Raw genomic sequence first — 18,913 nt, forward strand, 5'->3', positions numbered from 1 at the left:
ATGCGCTTCGGGCAAGGCCACCTGCACCAGCAGAACCGCCACATAGAGCACAAGCAGCATCGCCAGCCGCGCCCGCACCGGCGCATTCATCAACCAGCCAACGCCCCAAAGCGCCGCCGCCATGGCCAGCACCACCCCCATCAGCCGCGCCCCGTGGAGCCAAACCCGCCCTCACCTCGATGGCTGTCAGACAGGCCCTCGACCACCTCGAAGGCCGCCTGCACCACGGGGGCCACAACGGCCTGTGCAATCCGGTCGCCATGGGCAATCGGAAAAGGCTCGGTCCCGTAATTGATCAACAGAACCCCCAAAGGCCCGCGATAATCACTGTCGATCGTACCGGGCGTGTTGGGCAGCGAAATCCCGTGCTTCAATGCCAGACCCGACCGGGGCCGGATCTGCATCTCATAGCCATCAGGGATCTCCACCCGCAGCCCGGTCGGCACGATCCGCCGTTCCATCGGAGCCAGCAAAATGCCGGCAGCCCGATCCGCTGGCGCAAGGTTTGCGCGCAAATCGGCCCCCGCCGCCCCCGCCGTTTCATAGGACGGCAAGGCCACATCGGGATCGGCCCAATCCTCTCGCAACACCCTGATGGTCAGCGTCATCCCCTGCCCCTTCTTCTTGGCCAAAATACTCCCGCCGGAGGTGCTATTTCAACGCCTCCGCAATCCGCGCGGCCAGCCGTTTCGCGGTTTCCTCCTTCGACAGGCGCGGCCAATCCTCCACGCCCTCTGCCGTGACGATCGCCACCTTGTTTTCCGACCCGCCCATGATGCCCGTGGCGGGCGAGACGTCATTGGCAACGATCCAGTCACAGCCCTTGCGGGCGCGCTTGGCGGTTGCGTTGGCCTCCACGTCATGGGTTTCGGCGGCAAAGCCCACCACAAGGCCGGGCCGGCCTTCGTCCATCTGAGACACCGTCTTCAGGATGTCAGGGTTTTCCGCGAAATCGAGCGCAGGCAGGCCCGTCCCTTCAGTTTTCTTCATCTTGCGGTCGGTGGCATTGGCCACCCGCCAATCCGCAACGGCAGCCGCGAAGACAGCGGCGTCGGCGGGCAATGCAGCGCGCACAGCCTCCAGCATCTCGCGCGCGGTTTCCACCTTTACGACACGCACACCCGAGGGCGGGGCCACCCGAGCGGGACCGGTGACGAAGGTCACGGCCGCCCCCAGATCGCGCAGCGCCGCGGCCAGCGCCGTTCCTTGCGCGCCCGAGGAGCGGTTGGCAATGTAGCGCACCGGATCAATGGGCTCATGGGTCGGGCCAGAGGTCACCAGCACGTGCCGCCCTTTCAGGGGCCCATCCGACAGGGCCGCGCTGACGGCGGTCACGATATCCGGCACTTCCGCCATGCGCCCCGGGCCGAACTCGCCACAGGCCATCGCGCCTTCATCGGGGCCAACCACCAGCACGCCATCGCCCTGCAAGGTCGCAAGGTTTCTCTGTGTCGCCGGGTGCTCCCACATGCGCACGTTCATCGCGGGCGCGATCAGCACCCGCTTGTCAGTTGCCATCAACAGGGTCGAGGCAAGGTCATTTGCCAGCCCGTTCGCCATCTTTGCCATGAGATCGGCGGTAGCAGGGGCAACCACCACCAGATCGGCGGCGCGGGACAATTCGATATGCCCCATCTCGGCCTCGTCCGTGAGGTCAAAGAGATCGCGATAAACCTTCTGTGCCGCCAGCGCAGACGCAGAAAGAGGCGTCACGAATTCCTCGCTCGCCTTGGTCAGAACCGGCACCACCTCAGCGCCCTGATCCCGCAGGCGGCGGATCAGATCGAGCGATTTGAAGGCCGCGATACCGCCGCCGATGATCAGAAGGATACGCTTGTTCGCCAGCATGGGGCCTCCGCCCTTGGTTGTCCTGCCGCTCAACCTAGACCCCCGGTTCCGCCACCACAAGCCACCGTGGGCGGTGGCCGTTCGCGGCCCGGAACGGGCCGCCCGGGTCGATGCCGAAGGCAGCGAAATCAAATTGTGGGCCGCCCTATCCGCTAAACTGCGCGCAGCACCGCATTCAATGGCGGCCTGACCGTGTCAGCTATCGAAATGCCGCGCAGGGATCCTCCCGCAAGGCAGGGTCCGTCACTCGCCACAGATCAAAGGGCACATCCTCCGTGGGCTCCGATTCAAACTGCCCAATCGATAGGACCGCAACATCCGGCGCAGCCAATGCGATCATCGCGGGCACAGCCCAATCGGTCCGCGCATGGCCATTGCCGGTGATCAGCACAACAGGGCCACCGGTTTGTTCCAGCGCCTCCAACACCCGCGCGGCAAAGCCCGCGTCGCGCAGCCTTTGGGCTTCGACCATAACTGGCAGAAGCGCGGCGGGAAGCGCATTGCAATGCGCTTCTGCCTGCATTGCCTCCCGCAGTGTCTGCTGGTCATCTGGCAAGGGCTGATCCAAACCAAACACGCTGGCATCGCCCGAAAACAGCGCTGCTGCCCCATCGTTCACCGCTGCGCGCACGTCGCCATAGGGAAGCGCAGCGCCGAAAATCGCGGCCTCGCCCAAGGCTTCGAACACCGGTTGATACAGTTCAAAATCCGGCCAGCCCGAGTCACTCCATCCGATCACGTCAGCCAACATTTCTGGATCTGCCAGCCCCTCGGGTGTTATCCGCGCGGCTTGATCCGGGGACAGCATCTCGAACACCACGGCAGAGGGGGCCAGCGACAGCATTGCCTCTGCCTGCCACAGGTGATGGGACGGATTGTCGTGAACCTCGCCCAGGATCACCACATCCGCCCCCGCCAACGCGTTCAAATCAGTCAGGGGCTCAGCTGCGGCGCTGGTCACAGACAGGCACAGAAGAAGGGTGGCGAAACGTTCCATCATGGCACGGATAAGACGCCCAACCGCACGCCCGATCAAGCGCACAGGCTGTCTCAGCTCATCAGCGCCCGAAGCTCGTTTTCCTTCGGCTCCAGTTTGCGCCGCATCTTCAGCAAAGCAGCAGCTTCGATCTGGCGCACCCGCTCTTTGGACAGGCCAAGCTCCTCGCCCAGGCTTTCCAGGGTCCGGGCCGGGTTGGACAGCTTGCGCGCCGCGATGATTGTCTGCTCCCGCTCGGTCAAAGATCCAATTGCAGCGCCAAGCCACTCGCGCAGACGGCCCGCGTCACGTTCCCGCTCGAACCGCTCGCTGGCCTGTTCGCCATCGTCTTCCAACAGTTCGATCCACTCGCGACCATCTTCGCCATCGGACTGTACGGCATTTAGCGAGAAATCACTTCCCGCCAGCCGGCCTTCCATCAGCTCGACATCCTTTAGTGCCACGCCAATCTCGCTGGCGATCCTTTCGCGCAACTGATGCGAGTCGAGTTCCACCCCTTCCGTTGCGGCCTCTGCTTCCAGACGCGCCCGCACCCGGCGCATATTGAAGAACAGGCTTTTCTGGGAAGAGGTGGACCCGGTGCGCACCATCGACCAGTTGCGCATTACGAAATCCTGCATTCCGGCGCGAATCCACCAAACGGCATATGTCGAGAAGCGCACGCCCCGGTCGGGGTCGAACCGGTCGGCGGCTTTCATCAGGCCAAGCCCCGCTTCTTGAATCAGATCATTCACTGAGGCGCCGTAGCCTTTGAACTTCCAAGCAATCGAAATCGCCAAGCGCATATAGGCTGTGATCAGGCGGTGAAGCGCGGCCTCATCCCGATGATCGCGCCAAGCGATGGCAAGATCGCGCTCTGTGTCGGCATCCAACAGTTCCGCCGCACGAGCCTGGCGGGAAAGAGACTGGCCATGATCAAAGTCGAGTGCCATAACGCGCTCCTGTTCGTTTGCATTCACGAGAGATACGGTCGGGAATTGCGGACGGATCACTTTTTGGGAGGAAAAAATGTCATTGCCCGGACTGACATTGGTGATCGGCGGGGCGGCATCGGGAAAATCCGCGCAGGCCGAAGCCCTGGTTCGCCAACAGGCTGGACAACGGGTTTACATCGCGACAGCGCAGGCCTTTGACGATGAAATGCGGGCCAAGATTGCCGCTCATCAAAAGATGCGGGCCGGTGATGGATGGCGCACGATTGAAGCGCCTTTCGATGTAGTCGGTGCGCTTTCGGGGCTTGGCTCGGGTGACGTGGTTCTGCTCGATTGCGCGACTTTCTGGCTTACAAATATGATGCTGGCCGAAAGGGACTGGCAGGAAGAGGCTGACCAGTTGATCGCTGCAATGCTGACCTGCCCTGCAAAAGTGGTGGTTGTCAGCAATGAGACCGGCCAGGGGATCGTTCCGGAAAACGCCCTGGCCCGCGCGTTTCGCGAGGCGCAAGGCCGCCTGAACCAAAGGCTGGCAGAGAAGGCCGGGCTGGTCATGGCGGTGATGGCAGGGCTGCCCCTGGTTCTCAAGGGAGAGGCCCCGTGACGCAGGCAATTTCGCTGCCTTCGACGTCGACCCGCAGAGAGAGCCACACCCCGAGGTGTTCTTGCCGGGGTAAAAGGGAAGGATCTGCTGTTTGACAGTCTGGCATTGGGTCCGGCACGGACCGACACATGAAAAGTCCTTTGTGGGGTGGCGGGATGTTCCAGCGGACCTGTCCGACGTCGAGCAGGTGGCTCGGCTGGATGCCGCGCTTCCGCGTCCCGCCCTTGTTCTGTCCTCAGATCTGATACGCGCCTCGGCCACAGCAGATGTGCTGATGTCGGGGCGAACGCGTTTGCCGAATGAGCCCGAGATCCGCGAATTCAACTTCGGCGATTGGGACGGGATGCATTTCACAGCCGTATCCGAGCGCGACCCGGACCTGAGCCGTCGCTATTGGGAAGAGCCCGGCGATATCGCTCCGCCAAACGGTGAAAGCTGGAATGCCGTCGCCGCGCGGGTCGCGCCTGTTGTTGATCGGATGAATCGGGACCACCCTGATGCCCATATCGTGGCTGTCGCCCATTTCGGGATCATCATGACGCAGATCCAGCGGGCCTCTGGTCTGACCGCCTACGAAGTACTTGGGCACAAGATTGACAACCTGTCCGTCACGCGGCTGGTTCATGAGGCGGGCATATGGCGGGTTGAGGCGATCAATCACTGTCCCTGATGTGCCGCGTCAGAAAATGGAATTGGACAGGTCGCAAGTCGTCGGTAAAGCTGCCGCGACCGATTTTCCAATGGATCCCAACATGACCTATACGCTTCTGATTGCAGATAAATCCTATTCCAGCTGGTCCCTGCGCGGCTGGCTGAGCTTCCGGGCGTTTGACATTCCAGTCACCGTCAAGACCACCCGCATGTATTGCGATCAATTTCGCCTGGATCTGGAAGACTTCGCACCGGGCAACCGCACCGTGCCGATTGTCAAAACACCCACGGGCGGGCTGCTGACCGATTCCATCGCTATAGCCTGGCATCTGGATCGGGCCTTCCCCGACAAGGGCCTGCTGCCTGCAGATCCAAATGCCCGCGCCCGCGCGATGAGCCTGATTGCCGAGATGCATTCCGGGTTCACCGGGCTGCGCGGGGCCTGCGCGATGAATTTGCGCACCGGATGGGAAAGGTTCGAGGCAACCGACGCGGTCAAGACGGATCTTACGCGGTTGGAACGGGTCTGGGGCGAAGCGCTCGACGCGCATGGTGGACCCTGGCTTTGCGGGGAATACTCGTTGGCTGACGTGTTTTTTGCCCCGGTTGCGACGCGGCTTCTGACCTACGATCTGCCGATATCTGACCGGGCGTTGGCCTATGCGCAGGCGCATGTGGCCCACCCCGCTTTCCGCCGCTGGCGGGCCATGGGCTTGATCGAAGGGGCAGAACAGCCGGTCTATGACATGGACCTGCCGCGTCGTCCCTTCCCCGCACCGGAACCGCTGATCGCCCGCGCCGTCGATCATGGCCCCTCCGAGAACGCCACCTGCCCCTATTCAGGCGATCCCGTGACCGATTTCATGGAGATCGATGGGCGCATCTTCGGTTTCTGCAACCCGTTTTGTCGTGACAAGACCGTGGCCGACCCGGAGGCGTGGCCAGAATTCATGGCCATTTACCATTCGTAAAGGGTTTTCGGGCAAGCGTTAACCATGCTGGACGCGACCCGACCCGAAAGCCTTGCGCGCACCTACACCGTTGCCTTCGAAGGGTTGGAGGCACGACGGGTCGAAGTGCAATGCGCCGTGACCCCGGGCCTGCCCGCATTTTCCATCGTGGGCCTGCCCGACCGCGCCGTAGGCGAAGCACGCGACCGGGTGCGAACAGCGCTGTCCACCATGGCCATCGCACTGCCGTCCAAGCGCGTCACCATCAACCTGTCGCCCGCCGATCTGCCCAAGGAAGGATCGCATTTCGACTTGCCCATTGCGATGGCGCTGCTTGGCGCCTTGGGGATCGTTCCCCGCGAACGGGTCGAGGCCGCGATGAGCCTTGGGGAAATGTCGCTCGACGGTTCGCTTGTGCCGGTCATCGGTGCATTGCCCACGGCGCTGGCAGCGGGAGAGGACGGGCGGGCGCTGTTCTGTCCAGCCGCCTGCGGGGCCGAGGCCGCCTGGGTCGGCGCGACCCCGGTCTTCGCGGGCCGCACGCTGGCTGAAATCATCGGCCACCTGACCGACCGCGCGCCCCTGCCGCCTGCCGAACCTGGCGAAGTCCATAGCGAACGCTCTAGCAAGGACTTGCGTGAGGTGCGCGGGCAAGAACGGGCCAAACGCGCGCTGGAGATTGCCGCCGCCGGTCGCCACCATTTTCTGATGGTGGGGGCACCGGGATCCGGCAAATCCATGCTGGCGGCACGTCTGCCCGACCTGCTGCCACCGTTGACCGCCACCGAGGCGCTGGAAACCTCGATGATCCATTCGCTGGCGGGGCTGCTGAATGAAGGCGGCATTTCCCGCACAAGGCCCTATCGCGCGCCGCATCACACAGCCTCCATGCCCGCCATCGTGGGTGGGGGGCGACACGCCAAACCGGGGGAAATCAGCCTTGCCCATAACGGCGTTCTGTTTCTGGACGAATTCCCCGAATACCCCCGTCAGGTGCTGGAAACCCTGCGTCAGCCCATTGAAACCGGCGACGTAGTGGTCGCCCGCGCCAATGCGCATGTCACCTATCCATGCCGTTTCCTGCTGCTGGCCGCTGCCAACCCCTGCCGCTGCGGACATCTCTATGATGCCGATCAGGCCTGTGGCCGCGCGCCGCTTTGTGGCGAGGATTACCTGGGCCGAATTTCGGGGCCATTGATGGACCGCTTTGATTTGCGGCTGGAGGTGCCGCCGGTAGGATTCACCGATCTCGACCTGCCGCCCTCAGGCGATGACAGCGCCACTGTCGCCGCCCGGATCGCTGCGGCCCGCGACAAGCAGACGGCGCGGTTCGAGGCGCTCGGTTCTGCGGCCCGCGTCAATGCCGATGCCGAGGGAGCGCTGCTGGATCAAATCGCCGAACCGGATGCGGAGGGGCGCGAGATGCTGATCAAGGCCGCCGAAAGGTTTCGCCTGTCAGCACGTGGGTATCACCGGGTTCTACGGGTGGCGCGCACGATTGCCGATCTGGAGGGGTTGGACGCCGTGCGAATGCCCCATATCGCCGAGGCCCTTGGGTTCCGGATGATCGCAGGCAAGAATTAGCGGATCGCGGCCGCCATCTGGTCAAGCGTTGTCTCTGCTTCGGGAAGCAACAGGCCGGGAAAGAGCGGCCAGACATGCGGCAGACCGGTTTCGATGGTCAAATGGGTCTCAACACCCTGCGCGCGCAGCGCGGCGACCATGCGGCGGCTGTCATCGAGCAGGATCTCTCCGTCACCCACCCAAACATGCACCGGCCCGGCACCCGGAAACTGCGCATATAGCGGGCTTGCGCGCGGATCTTCGGGGGCGCCGCCGTCCAGGTAGCGAAGCGCGGATTGGCGAACCCCGTCGGGGGGCAGCACAACCTCGGTCGCGTCATTGGTCCGCAGACTGTCGCCGGTCATCGCAAGATCCGTGAGAGGCGACAGCACCAAAGTGGCAAGAGGTTGCGGCAAGTCGGGGTCGGCGCAGATCATTGCCAATAGCGACAGGGAGAGCCCGCCCCCGGCGCTGTCACCGGCAAGGATCACCGGGCCTTGGCTGGCCATCTCCCGATAAAGCCGCAGCACCGCCTCCGGCGCGGCGGGAAACGGGGCCTCGGGGGCCAGCGGATAATCCGGAACCACCGCACCCACGCCCATCCGAAGAGCCAGCCGCGCGGCTAGGCCCTTATGGGTGCGGGGACTGCCGAACACATAGCCGCCGCCATGCAGGTAGAGAAGCGTCGTTCCGGTGTGCGGCCCAAGCTCAAGCACTTCCATCCCGGCGCGCTCGGTCCAGCGTTTCGCCACCCCGCGCGGAAGCGGAAAGAGCAGCCACCCCTGCCATTCGAAACGCCTGCGCACGCGCGCGATGTCGAAGCTGGTCAGCCGGTTCAGCGCGGGCCTTTCGATCCAACGCAGCCAGGTGTTGAGCAGACGCGCGCGTAGGGTCATGCGACTCGGGCTTCGATGGCCTGCCAGATCTTCTCCGCGATATTGACGCCGTCAAAACGCTCAAGCTCCTGGATGCCAGTGGGGGAGGTCACGTTGATCTCTGTCAGCCAGTTGCCAATCACGTCGATGCCAACGAAGATCTGCCCCTTCTCTCGCAAGAGGGGTCCGATGCGGGCGCAGATTTCGCGGTCGCGTTCGGTCAGTTCAACCTTTTCAGGGCGCCCGCCCACATGCATGTTGGACCGGGTTTCGCCCTTGGCCGGCACGCGGTTGATCGCGCCGACGGGCTCGCCATCGACCAGGATCACGCGCTTGTCGCCCGCCGACACGTCAGGCAGGAATTTCTGCGCGATCAGCGGCTCTCGATTGATACCTGTGAAAAGCTCGTGCAGCGAATTGAGATTGCGGTCATTCGGGTCGAGCCGGAAGACCCCAGCGCCACCGTTGCCGTAGAGCGGTTTCAAGATGATATCGCCATGCTTGTGCTTGAAGTCTTTCAGTGTCTGAAGATCGCGGGCGATGGTGGTGGGCGGCGTCAGGTCAGGGAAGTCGAGGACCAGCAATTTTTCAGGGTAGTTGCGCACCCAGAACGGGTCATTCACCACCAGCGTCTCGGGATGAACGCGTTCCAGGATATGGGTCGTGGTGATATAGCCCATGTCGAAGGGCGGGTCCTGGCGCAGCCAAACCACGTCCCAGTCGGCAAGATCGATTTCCTGCATCTCACCAAGGGTGAAATGGTCGCCTTTCACGCGTCGCACCGTTAAGGGCCAACCCCGCGCAGTGACCCGGCCTTCCTGATAGGCAAGCATATCGGGGGTATAGTAAAACAGCTCATGCCCCCGCGCCTGCGCCTCTTCGGCGATGCGGAAACTGCTGTCAGCGTCGATGTTGATCGGACCGATCGGGTCCATCTGGATGGCAACCTTGAGGGGCATGCGGCGTCTCCATTCCCACGTGTTGCGCATTCATGACCCGTGAGGCCGAAAGGTGCAATGCCGTCAATGTGCCCCTATGCACACAAGACATTCGGCAGGATGTCAATTTGCCCCTGATGATCCAGCAGTGCTACGTCAACACGGCAATCGGTATGAGCGCCTGCCGGAAGGTACCCGATGAAATCCTCTGCACTTCTGAAGATTCGGGAAAGCTGGCGTTGAGACAGGTGTTCGACAGCACGAGAGTGGCTACGGCTTTTCTTGACCTCGACAAAGACAACCGTGCCGTCCTTTTCAGCCACAAGGTCGATCTCACCGGCCTTGCTGCGCCAGCGTCGGGACAGGATCACGTGGCCATCGCGCACATAGCGGCGTGTCACCTGGTCCTCTGCCGATAGGCCCGCATGATAGCTGACAGCACCACTCATTCATCGATCTCCAGTTCAGCCATCCATTTCCAGTTTCAGCGCCGCCTGATAAACGTCGCGCTTTTTCAACCCCAAGTCAGCGGCGACCTGCGCGGCCGCATCCTTGACCGACAAAGTCTCAAGCGCCGCGCGCAGGGCGTCTTCCATCGATTCTGCCGTCGCCTGCACCGGGGCACCCTTGCCTATGACGACGACGATTTCGCCCTTAAGGGTCCGATCTTCGATGGCAATTCGAACCTCATCGACGGTTCCGCGCAAGACCTCTTCAAAGCGTTTGGTTAATTCCCGGCACAGTGCCATAGGGCGATCGCCCCCGAAGGTATCCGACAAAACATCTAACAATCGGTGAACGCGGCGGGGAGATTCATAGAGGATGATCGTCGCCCCGATCGGTGCGAGATCCTTCAGCCATGTGGACATCGCGCCCTTGGCCTGCGGTGGAAAACCCGCGAACAGGAACCGGTCGCTCGGCAGGCCAGACACCGCAAGCGCTGCCAGCACGGCAGAGGCCCCGGGGGCGGCGATCACCGGAAGGCCGTTTTCGATCATTCCGCGAGCAAGCTGATAGCCTGGGTCCGCCACCAGCGGCGTCCCCGCCTCGGACACGTAAGCCACGGATTTCCCACCGGCGACCATTTCAGCCAGCTTGTCGCGGGCGCCATGGCTGCTGTGATCGTGATAGGCGATCAACGGACGCCCTGCTACCGCAAGCCCGTGGATCTCCATCAACTTGCGGGCCGTACGGGTATCTTCGGCGGCAATCACGTCGGCAGAGGCCAAAATATCCAGCGCCCTCAGGGTGATATCCCGCGCGGCCCCAATGGGTGTCGCAACAAGATATAACCCAGGGTCAAGCCGGGTTGCGCGCGGCGCACCGGCGGTTGCAAGCTGATCGGTCATGGGCTGGCCTCTTGGCGTTTACTTGTTTCGCGCGACCGCGTAGGGTCCGTCCGACCCATTTTCGAGCCTTCTGGAGACGGCCCCGCATGTTCCCTTCTTTCCGCAATATCCGCAAGTCACGCCGGTTCGTTTTACTGGCGCTTTGTGCCGGTGTCCTCGCCGCCTGTCAGGTTGGTGTTCCCGGTGGCAGCGGTCCGCGCGTGCGTGTCGGAGCGCCAATCCAGGTGGCATTGCTGCTGCCCTATGGCTCGGCCAGCGCGGGGGATGAGATTGTGGCCCGCAGCCTGGAAAACGCGGCACGGCTGGCGGCATCGGAGTTTGAAGGCGTACAGCTAGAGATTACCGTCTATAACACCGCCGCCGACCCCGCGCAGGCAGCAACCGTCGCACGGCAGGCCCTTCAACAGGGTGCGCGTGTCATCGTTGGACCCCTTCGGTCCGATGCGGCTGCAGCCGTCGGTGTCGCTGTTTCCAACAGTAACGTCGCTGTCCTCAGCTTCTCCAACAACACCGAAATTGCTGGTGGCAATGTCTTCGTGCTTGGCCACACTTACGACAACACAGCCGACCGGATCGCAAACTATGCGGTCCGGCAGGGGCGCAACCGGGTCGCTGTTCTGCACGCACAGAACCTGGCCGGGGAAGTCGCCCGCGACGCGGTTCAGCAGGCTATTTCGCGCGCCGGTGGCACCGTTGCTGGCGTCGTCAGCTACGAGTTCTCACAGCAAGGCGTGGTGCAAGCTCTGCCCGAGGTCATGTCGACAATCCGGTCATCGGATGCGAACGGGCTGGTCATTACCGCCGAGGCCTCTGCCGCGCTGCCGCTCTTTGCGCAGCTGCTGCCAGAAAACGGGCTGGATCTGGAGGAGGTCCGGGTGATGGGCCTGACCCGGTGGGACGTGCCGTCTCAGACGCTGGAACTGTCTGGCCTTCAAGGCGGATGGTTCGCGCTGCCAGACCCTGATGCAAACGCTGCCTTCAACGCCCGCTACACCGCCGCCTATGGCGACGCCCCGCATGTCCTTGCCCCCATTGCCTACGACGCCATGCGCGCGATTGCCGAAACCGCAGCCGAAGCGGGAGCAATCGGGGTTGCAGAGCTGACGGCGTCCTCTGGCTTTGCCGGCGCGAACGGGGTATTCCGCCTGAGAGCCGATGGCACCGTCGAACGGGCCATGGCAATCGCAACGGTACTAGACAACCAGGTTTCCATTATTGACCCCGCACCAGGACGCCTTGGCGCTTCCGGTTTCTGACCGGAACCCGCGCCTTCCCGCCACCGGAACCGCCCCCGGGGAGTTGATCCTCCCCGAGGCAGAAATCTTTGACACCGCGGCCGTTCGGTCCCGGCTCGACACGGCCCTTGCCGATCAAACCGATCCAGGGAAGATCCGAGCGTTGACGGTGGCAGAGCTGCTGGCCGCACAAAAGACCGGGCGGGCGGCCATTGAGAAGGCGTTCGAAGCAAGCCCGCTTTTCGCACGCCGCATCACGCGCGCTTATGCATTTTTGACAGATGGTATGGTGGGCGAGGCCATTCGCGTCGCCACGACCTATCTGCACCGCAATTCCAACCCGACCGATGCTGAGCGTTTGGCGGTGATGGCCGTAGGCGGCTATGGGCGTGGCGAGATGGCCCCGTTCTCTGATGTCGATCTGTTGTTCGTTCTGCCCTACAAGATGACCGGATGGGCCGAGAGCGTCATAGAATCCACCCTCTACATTCTGTGGGATCTGCGCCTGAAAGTGGGCCATGCCAGCCGGTCCATCCCGGATTGTCTGCGACTGGCGAAAGGGGATTTCACAATCCGAACCTCGCTGTTGGAAATGCGGTTTCTGACCGGGGACGCCGCGCTTGGGGCCGAACTGCACGACACCCTTCACAGCCAGTTGTTCGCAGGCACAGCAAGCGAGTTCATTGACGCCAAGCTGGAAGAACGTGCCGATCGGCACAAGCGGCAGGGCGGCCAGCGTTACATGGTCGAACCCAATGTGAAAGAGGGTAAAGGCGGCCTGCGCGACCTGCAAACGCTCTACTGGATCGCCAAATATGAACAGGGCGTCGAAACCGTGGCCGAGCTGGTGGAACATGGCGTCTTCCGGCGGGAGGAGTTTAACGCCTTCGACGCGGCGGAACGTTTTCTGTGGGCCGTGCGTTGCCATATCCACCTGATCGCAGGGCGCGCGCAGGATCAGCTTACCTTTGATTTGCAGGTCGAGGTGGCCGCACGCATTGGGTACACCGATCACAGCGGCCGCCGCGCGGTGGAATATTTCATGCAGGATTACTTCCGCCACGCCACCCGCGTGGGCGAACTGACCCGCATCTTCCTGACGGCCATGGAAGCGGCACATCTGAAGCCCGAACCCCTGATCATCGGCTTTCTCAAGGGCCGCCGGATGCGACGCAAGAAGCTGAAGCCGGGATATGAGGTCAAGCAGGGGCGCCTTGCGGTCATTGACGACGCGGATTTCCTGTCTGACAAGCTGAACCTGTTGCGCCTCTTTGAAGAGGGCTTGCGCACCGGCTATCTGATCCATCCCGACGCAATGCGGCTGGTCACGGCGAACCTGCACCTCATCGACGACGAGATGCGCAGCGACAAGGAAGCGGTGCGGATCTTCCTTGACCTGCTGCTGAAACATGGCAATCCCGAACGGGGCCTGCGCCGCATGAACGAGCTTGGGGTGCTGGCCGCCTTCATCCCCGAGTTCGCGCCGGTCGTGGCGATGATGCAGTTCAACATGTACCATAGCTACACGGTGGACGAGCACACGATCCAGGTGATCTCAACCCTCGCGCAGATCGAGCGGGAGGAGCTGATCGAGGAACTGCCTGTCGCTTCGGGCATCCTCAAGGCCGGTGTGAACCGAAAGGTGCTCTACCTCGCCTGTCTGATCCACGACCTCGGCAAGGGCCGGGATGAGGATCACTCGGCCGTGGGTGCCCAGATCGCCCGCCGCATCTGTCCCCGCCTTGGTCTGAAACCGGACGAGGCCGAGACCGTGGAATGGCTGGTTCGCCATCACCTGCTGATGTCCGACATGGCCCAGAAACGCGACATCGGCGATGTCCGCACGGTGCGCGACTTCGCCAAAGCGGTCAAAACCAAGACCCGGCTGGATCTGCTGACAGTGCTGACCGTTTGCGACATTCGCGGCGTCGGCCCAAATGTCTGGAACAACTGGAAGGCGACACTGCTGCGCGGTCTCTATCGCGCTACGGCAACGGCCCTGGAAACCGGATTGGAGGATCTCAACCGCGAAAAACGCGAAGGCGAAGCTAAGCGCGCCCTTCGTGAGCGGCTGGAAGATTGGGATCGCAAGGCGCTCAAGACTGAAACCGACCGCCACTACGGCCCCTATTGGCAGGGTTTGGACACTGAAACTCAGGCGGTGATTGCCAGCCTGCTGCGAGACCTGCCCAACAACGAGATTCGAATCGACTCAGCGCAGGACATTGACCGCGACGCGACCCGCGTCTGCTTTGCGCTGGCCGATCATCCCGGCATCTTCTCGCGCCTTGCCGGCGCGCTCAGCCTCGTGGGTGCCAACGTGGTCGATGCGCGGACCTACACCACCAAGGATGGCTACGCGACGGCGGTCTTTTGGGTGCAGGATGCCGAGGGCCACCCCTATGAGGCCAGCCGCCTGCCGCGCCTGACCACCATGATCCAGAAGACCCTGCGCGGCGAGGTCGTCGCCAGCCAGGCGCTGGACAAGCGCGACAAGATCAAGAAGCGTGAGCGCCCCTTCAACGTTCCCACCAACATCACCTTCGACAATGAAGGGTCCGAGATCTATACGATCATCGAGGTCGATACCCGTGACCGGCCGGGTCTGCTCTATGACCTGACCAAGACACTTGCGGCGTCGAATATCTACATTTCGTCGGCGGTCATCGCGACCTATGGGGAACAGGTAATCGACACGTTTTATGTCAAGGACATGTTCGGCCTGAAGCTGCATGCGAAGCACAGGCAGGACGCGCTGGAGAAAAAGCTGCGCGAGGCCATCGCCCGCGTCGCGGAACGGGCGGGCGCATGAGCGCCAAGCCCATCCGGCTGCTCAGCGGTATTCTGACCGTGGGCGGCTGGACCATGGTCAGCCGCGTGCTTGGCTTCGTGCGGGAAATCATGCTGACGGCGCTGATCGGCCCCGGCTCGGTGATGGATGCCTTCGTCGCCGCCTTTCGCTTGCCCAACCTTTTCCGCCGCTTCTTTGCCGAGGGCGCGTTCAACGCCGCCTTCGTCCCGATGTATTCGAAAAAGGCCGAGGTGGGTGAGGACGCTGCGGGTTTTGCTCGTGATGCGCTGTCGGGTCTTGGCCTTGTGGTTCTGGTGCTGGTCGGTCTGGGCATGGTGTTCATGCCCGCGCTGGTCTGGGCCACGGCGGGCGGGTTCGTCGGGGATGAGCGGTTCGACATGGCCGTGGGCTTCGGTCATGTCGTCTTTCCCTATATCTTCTTCATGTCGCTCTCGGCACTCTTCTCGGGGGTGCTGAACTCCCACGGGCGCTTTGCGGCGGCAGCGGCGGCCCCGGTCTTGCTGAACATCTTCGTCATCGCGGCAATGGCCATCGGCGCGATGATCGGCGGTGCGGTCATCACTTGGCTGATCTGGGCCATTCCGATTGCGGGTGTGGCGCAACTTGCGCTGGTCTGGGGCGCAGCAGATCGCGCCGGGATTCGCCTCCGCCCCTCGCGCCCTCGCTGGACGCCGGAGATGAAGCATCTCGTCGCCGTGGGCGTCCCCGCGGCGCTCGCCAACGGGGTGGCACAGATCAATCTGGTGGTAGGGCAGCTTGTGGCGTCCTCTACAGAGGGTGCAATCAGCTGGCTGTTCGCCGCCGATCGGCTCTACCAGCTGCCACTTGGCGTGGTCGGCATCGCCATCGGCATCGTACTGCTGCCGGAATTGTCGCGTCGGCTGAAGGCGGATGACACCGAGGGCGCGCGTCATTCCCTGTCCCGCGCCTTTGAGTTCGCTTTGATCCTGACCCTTCCCTGTGCCGTGGTCTTCCTGCTTATCCCGCTGCCAATTGTCTCGGTCCTCTATGAACGCGGCCAAACCGATGCTGCCGACAGTGCCGCAATCGCCGGGGCGCTGGCGATCTACGGGCTCGGCCTGCCAGCCTTCGTGCTGCAAAAGCTGCAACAGCCGGTCTTCTTCGCGCGCGAGGATACGGCGACGCCTTTCCGTTATGCGCTCGTGGCAATGGCAATCAATGCGGCGCTGGCCTTTGGCCTGATGCCGGTCATCGGCTGGCTGGCCCCGGCAGTGGCCGCCACTGCGGCGGCTTGGACAATGACGCTGCTGCTATGGCTTGGGGCACGCGGCTTCGGTGAGGCGGCCAGGCTCGACATCAAGGCCCGCCGGGCCGCCCCACGGATCATGGCGGCGTCCCTGCTGATGGGGGCGCTAAGCTGGGGTCTGGTCTGGCTTCTATCAGGAGCCCTGCAAACAGACGGTCTCCGCTATGCGGCTCTGGCTGCCGTGATCCTTGCCGGGATGGCGTCATATGCGGCATTCGGGCAGATGACCGGTGCTTTCCGTCTGGCGGAACTCCGGGCCAGCCTCAGGCGCAACCGCTGATCAAAAGCGCGGGCGCGGTCCGGGGTGCGGGCTGGCGCGACGCAAGATTTCCACCAGACGCAACATCACCTGCGCCAGCCCGGGTGGGTGGGCGGGCACGCCGGACCGCGCTCGGCACCCTCACCGTTCAGCGCTGCCGCATCCTGTTCAGCAACCGATGCCAGCCGCCGGGGCTGACGAAGAACGACAGCAGGAAGCCCGCCACGAAACCGGACAGATCCGCCACCACATCCCCGTAATTCCCTTGCAGCGTTGCAAAGATCAGCTGGATCGCAAGAAGCATTCCGATGAGCCCAAAGGCCCGCATCTGGTTTTCGCCTGCCACCCCCAGATTGACCCATCGGATAAAGGAAAACGCACCGATCAGCCCGTAAACTCCGGGATAGCCGCCGATCAGCGGATAGGGGCTGTCCAGAAACAGCACGAAAGCAAGCCCGCCCACAACGGCAGAGACCCAGAAAACCAGCAAGAACGCCAGCGATGAAAACACCTCTGCCACCATCTTGCCGATGGCAAGGATGAAGACCACGACGAACGCCACGTGGACGAAGCCACCATGCAACAGCGGATAGGCTATGAACCGGGCCAGATGCTGCATGGGATAAGAACGGTTGGCGCGCATCCATTCCCAGACGGAGTCCAGCACCGCGTAATCCTGCATCGCCGCGATGCGCCAGCCAACGCCGCCCGCTCCGCCCAGAAGCCCCGCCGTCGCCAGCTGGAACATGACCTCCAGCCCGCCCATCACAACGGCCAGACCGACCACCACCGGCGGCAGCGCATTGAAGGGGGAGTTACCGCTTGCGTCCATTTTCCTTCTGTCCCTTATGTTGACGGGCCTCGCCCCCATGGGTAAGCGAGGCGCGCGCGGATGAAAAGGCGCCCTTTGCGCGCGAAGGGCAAGAGGACCGAGAGGCCAGAGCAATGAGCAGCACCAAGTTTACCCCCCGCGTTTTTTCGGGAATGCAGCCCTCGGGCGATCTGCACCTGGGCAATTACCTGGGCGCGATGAAACGTTGGGTTGATATGCAGGATGCGGGCCAGCATGAAACGGTCTACTGCATGGTCGATCTGCACGCCATCACCGTCTGGCAGGATCCAGCCGCTCTGTCCCGCGCCACGCGAGAGCTGTGCGCCGGGTTTATTGCCGCCGGGATCGACCCGGAAAAATCCATCCTGATCAATCAAAGCCAGGTGCCGGAACATGCGCAACTGGCCTGGGTCTTCAATTGCGTGGCACGCATGGGCTGGATGGGCCGGATGACCCAGTGGAAGGACAAGGCTGGCAAGAATGCCGAGGCTGCCTCGCTTGGCCTGTTCGCCTATCCCGCGTTGATGGCCGCCGACATTCTGCTCTACCACGCCACCCATGTTCCGGTAGGCGACGATCAGAAGCAGCACCTTGAATTGACCCGCGACATCGCCGCAAAGTTCAACCACGATTATGGCGTCGAGTTTTTCCCGATCACCGAACCGGTGATCGAAGGCGCCGCGACGCGCGTGATGAACCTGCAGGATGGGACAAAGAAGATGTCCAAGTCCGACCCGTCGGACAAGACGCGCATCAACCTGACCGACGATGCCGATGCCATCGCCAAAAAGATCAGGAAAGCCAAGACTGACCCCGACCCGCTGCCCGAAACCGTCGAAGGGCTGGAGAGCCGCCCCGAGGCGCGCAACCTCGTCAATATCTGGGCCGCTCTGGCCGATACCACGGTCGAGGATGTGGTGGCACAGAACGCGGGCAAGATGTTTGGCTATTTCAAGCAGGACCTCGCCGACCTTGCGGTCGAAAAGCTGGCCCCGATTTCTGGTGAAATGGCCCGGCTGATGCAGGACCCCGCCGAGATTGACCGCATCCTGGGCCGCGGCGCGGAACGGGCGCGCGAGATTGCGGCACCGGTTCTGGCCCGGACCTATGAAATCGTCGGCATGGTCCGCAGCTAAGGCACCTGCGCGGGATCGCACCGATCCCCTGCAAAAACGAAGAATTCTCCTTTGCGCGGCAGTTCCTATGTTTCCGCGCAAAGGAGAATGACCATGACCTACACCGCAGACCCCGGCATGGGGATCGGCCATGTCCATCTGAAAGTATCGGATCTTGATAGGTCCATCGCCTTCTACCGCGATGTGATCGGGCTGGAGCTGCAACAGCGCTTCGGCTACGGCGCTGCGTTTATGTCGGCGGGCGGCTATCACCACCACCTGGGCCTCAACACCTGGGAAAGCCGGGGGGGAACGCGCCCTCCTCGCGGCACCACCGGGCTTTACCACGTGGCGTTTCTCTACCCCACGCGAGAGGCGCTGGCGAAGGCCGTGGCGCAGGTGGCGAAGGCCGGTGTGCCGTTGGTCGGTGCCGCTGATCACGGCGTCAGCGAAGCCGTCTATCTGGAAGATCCCGATGGCAATGGAATTGAGCTTTACCGCGACCGCCCACAGGCGGACTGGCCCCGGGATAGTGACGGCAACCTTGAGATGACCAATGCGCCGCTCGACATGGCGGGACTTGTGGCCCTGGCGGGATGATCCGTCGGTTTAACCTTTTGGCAGGCTTTCGCGGCGATGATGTCGCAAGCCATGCACGGGAGGAGCCATGAAGACATCCAAACAAC

Annotated in this window: 18 protein-coding genes; 9 read left to right on the forward strand and 9 right to left on the reverse strand. The window is 62.9% G+C overall.

What is annotated here, in order from left to right; all coding sequences use genetic code 11:
- Nucleotides 1-140 precede the first annotated feature (140 nt).
- The 4 genes from dut to ACROHD_RS13895 all read right to left on the reverse strand — a co-directional run bounded on the left by dut (nt 141) and on the right by ACROHD_RS13895 (nt 3,777).
- Nucleotides 141-608 carry a dUTP diphosphatase gene (dut, locus tag ACROHD_RS13880; protein WP_432678723.1) on the reverse strand — a complete coding sequence of 156 codons (468 nt, stop codon included), beginning with the start codon at nt 606-608 and terminating at the stop codon, nt 141-143.
- Between the two features lie 43 nt (nt 609-651).
- Nucleotides 652-1,848, reverse strand: a complete 1,197-nt coding sequence (coaBC, locus tag ACROHD_RS13885) for a bifunctional phosphopantothenoylcysteine decarboxylase/phosphopantothenate--cysteine ligase CoaBC (protein WP_432678724.1) — start codon at nt 1,846-1,848, stop codon at nt 652-654.
- 199 nt (nt 1,849-2,047) lie between these two features.
- Nucleotides 2,048-2,845, reverse strand: a complete 798-nt coding sequence (locus tag ACROHD_RS13890) for a ChaN family lipoprotein (RefSeq protein ID WP_432678793.1) — start codon at nt 2,843-2,845, stop codon at nt 2,048-2,050.
- 53 nt (nt 2,846-2,898) lie between these two features.
- A complete protein-coding gene (locus tag ACROHD_RS13895; protein WP_432678726.1) occupies nt 2,899-3,777 on the reverse strand; it encodes an RNA polymerase factor sigma-32 in 879 nt (292 codons plus the stop codon).
- A 76-nt stretch (nt 3,778-3,853) separates the two neighbouring features.
- Between ACROHD_RS13895 and cobU the strand changes: the two genes are divergently transcribed.
- The 4 genes from cobU (at nt 3,854) to ACROHD_RS13915 (ending at nt 7,566) form a co-directional block, all read left to right on the forward strand.
- Complete coding sequence (gene cobU, locus ACROHD_RS13900) at nt 3,854-4,381, forward strand: bifunctional adenosylcobinamide kinase/adenosylcobinamide-phosphate guanylyltransferase (protein WP_432678727.1); 528 nt, start codon at nt 3,854-3,856, stop codon at nt 4,379-4,381.
- Nucleotides 4,382-4,472: 91 nt separating this feature from the next.
- The gene (locus ACROHD_RS13905; protein ID WP_432678729.1) at nt 4,473-5,051 is read left to right on the forward strand and encodes a histidine phosphatase family protein; all 579 of its coding nucleotides are present in this window, start codon (nt 4,473-4,475) and stop codon (nt 5,049-5,051) included.
- 82 nt (nt 5,052-5,133) lie between these two features.
- Nucleotides 5,134-6,003: a glutathione S-transferase C-terminal domain-containing protein gene (locus ACROHD_RS13910; protein ID WP_432678730.1), complete on the forward strand. Its 870-nt coding sequence runs from the start codon at nt 5,134-5,136 to the stop codon at nt 6,001-6,003.
- Between the two features lie 24 nt (nt 6,004-6,027).
- A complete protein-coding gene (locus ACROHD_RS13915; RefSeq protein ID WP_432678731.1) occupies nt 6,028-7,566 on the forward strand; it encodes a YifB family Mg chelatase-like AAA ATPase in 1,539 nt (512 codons plus the stop codon).
- Here ACROHD_RS13915 and ACROHD_RS13920 read toward each other — a convergent pair.
- From ACROHD_RS13920 to rsmI, 4 genes are all read right to left on the reverse strand, one after another.
- Nucleotides 7,563-8,441, reverse strand: coding sequence for an alpha/beta hydrolase (locus ACROHD_RS13920; RefSeq protein ID WP_432678732.1), 879 nt, complete (start codon nt 8,439-8,441; stop codon nt 7,563-7,565). The genes ACROHD_RS13915 and ACROHD_RS13920 overlap by 4 nt on opposite strands.
- Nucleotides 8,438-9,379 carry a glutathione synthase gene (gene gshB / locus ACROHD_RS13925; RefSeq protein WP_432678733.1) on the reverse strand — a complete coding sequence of 314 codons (942 nt, stop codon included), beginning with the start codon at nt 9,377-9,379 and terminating at the stop codon, nt 8,438-8,440. The genes ACROHD_RS13920 and gshB overlap by 4 nt, the downstream gene beginning before the upstream one ends.
- Before the next feature lie 74 nt (nt 9,380-9,453).
- Complete coding sequence (locus ACROHD_RS13930) at nt 9,454-9,807, reverse strand: YraN family protein (RefSeq protein ID WP_432678734.1); 354 nt, start codon at nt 9,805-9,807, stop codon at nt 9,454-9,456.
- 15 nt (nt 9,808-9,822) lie between these two features.
- Nucleotides 9,823-10,707: a 16S rRNA (cytidine(1402)-2'-O)-methyltransferase gene (gene rsmI / locus ACROHD_RS13935; RefSeq protein ID WP_432678735.1), complete on the reverse strand. Its 885-nt coding sequence runs from the start codon at nt 10,705-10,707 to the stop codon at nt 9,823-9,825.
- Nucleotides 10,708-10,793: 86 nt separating this feature from the next.
- Here rsmI and ACROHD_RS13940 point away from each other — a divergent pair, with 86 nt between their 5' ends.
- From ACROHD_RS13940 to murJ, 3 genes are read left to right on the forward strand one after another with little or no spacing between them, the layout of a single operon-like run.
- Nucleotides 10,794-11,963, forward strand: a complete 1,170-nt coding sequence (locus ACROHD_RS13940; RefSeq protein WP_432678737.1) for a penicillin-binding protein activator — start codon at nt 10,794-10,796, stop codon at nt 11,961-11,963.
- Nucleotides 11,944-14,754 (forward strand): [protein-PII] uridylyltransferase, encoded by a 2,811-nt coding sequence (locus tag ACROHD_RS13945; RefSeq protein ID WP_432678738.1) that lies wholly within the window; start codon nt 11,944-11,946, stop codon nt 14,752-14,754. Before ACROHD_RS13940 ends, ACROHD_RS13945 begins: the two co-directional genes overlap by 20 nt.
- Nucleotides 14,751-16,301, forward strand: coding sequence for a murein biosynthesis integral membrane protein MurJ (gene murJ, locus ACROHD_RS13950; protein ID WP_432678739.1), 1,551 nt, complete (start codon nt 14,751-14,753; stop codon nt 16,299-16,301). The genes ACROHD_RS13945 and murJ overlap by 4 nt, the downstream gene beginning before the upstream one ends.
- Nucleotides 16,302-16,428: 127 nt before the next feature.
- Here murJ and ACROHD_RS13955 read toward each other — a convergent pair whose 3' ends face one another.
- A complete protein-coding gene (locus ACROHD_RS13955) occupies nt 16,429-17,112 on the reverse strand; it encodes a rhomboid family intramembrane serine protease (RefSeq protein WP_432678740.1) in 684 nt (227 codons plus the stop codon).
- Between the two features lie 113 nt (nt 17,113-17,225).
- Between ACROHD_RS13955 and trpS the strand changes: the two genes are divergently transcribed.
- Together trpS and ACROHD_RS13965 are read left to right on the forward strand one after the other, a co-directional pair.
- Complete coding sequence (gene trpS / locus ACROHD_RS13960) at nt 17,226-18,248, forward strand: tryptophan--tRNA ligase (protein WP_432678741.1); 1,023 nt, start codon at nt 17,226-17,228, stop codon at nt 18,246-18,248.
- 93 nt (nt 18,249-18,341) lie between these two features.
- Nucleotides 18,342-18,827 (forward strand): VOC family protein, encoded by a 486-nt coding sequence (locus ACROHD_RS13965; protein ID WP_432678742.1) that lies wholly within the window; start codon nt 18,342-18,344, stop codon nt 18,825-18,827.
- Nucleotides 18,828-18,913 lie beyond the last annotated feature (86 nt).

The sequence above is a fragment of the Nioella aestuarii genome (assembly GCF_050896395.1).
Taxonomy (GTDB): domain Bacteria; phylum Pseudomonadota; class Alphaproteobacteria; order Rhodobacterales; family Rhodobacteraceae; genus Nioella; species Nioella aestuarii.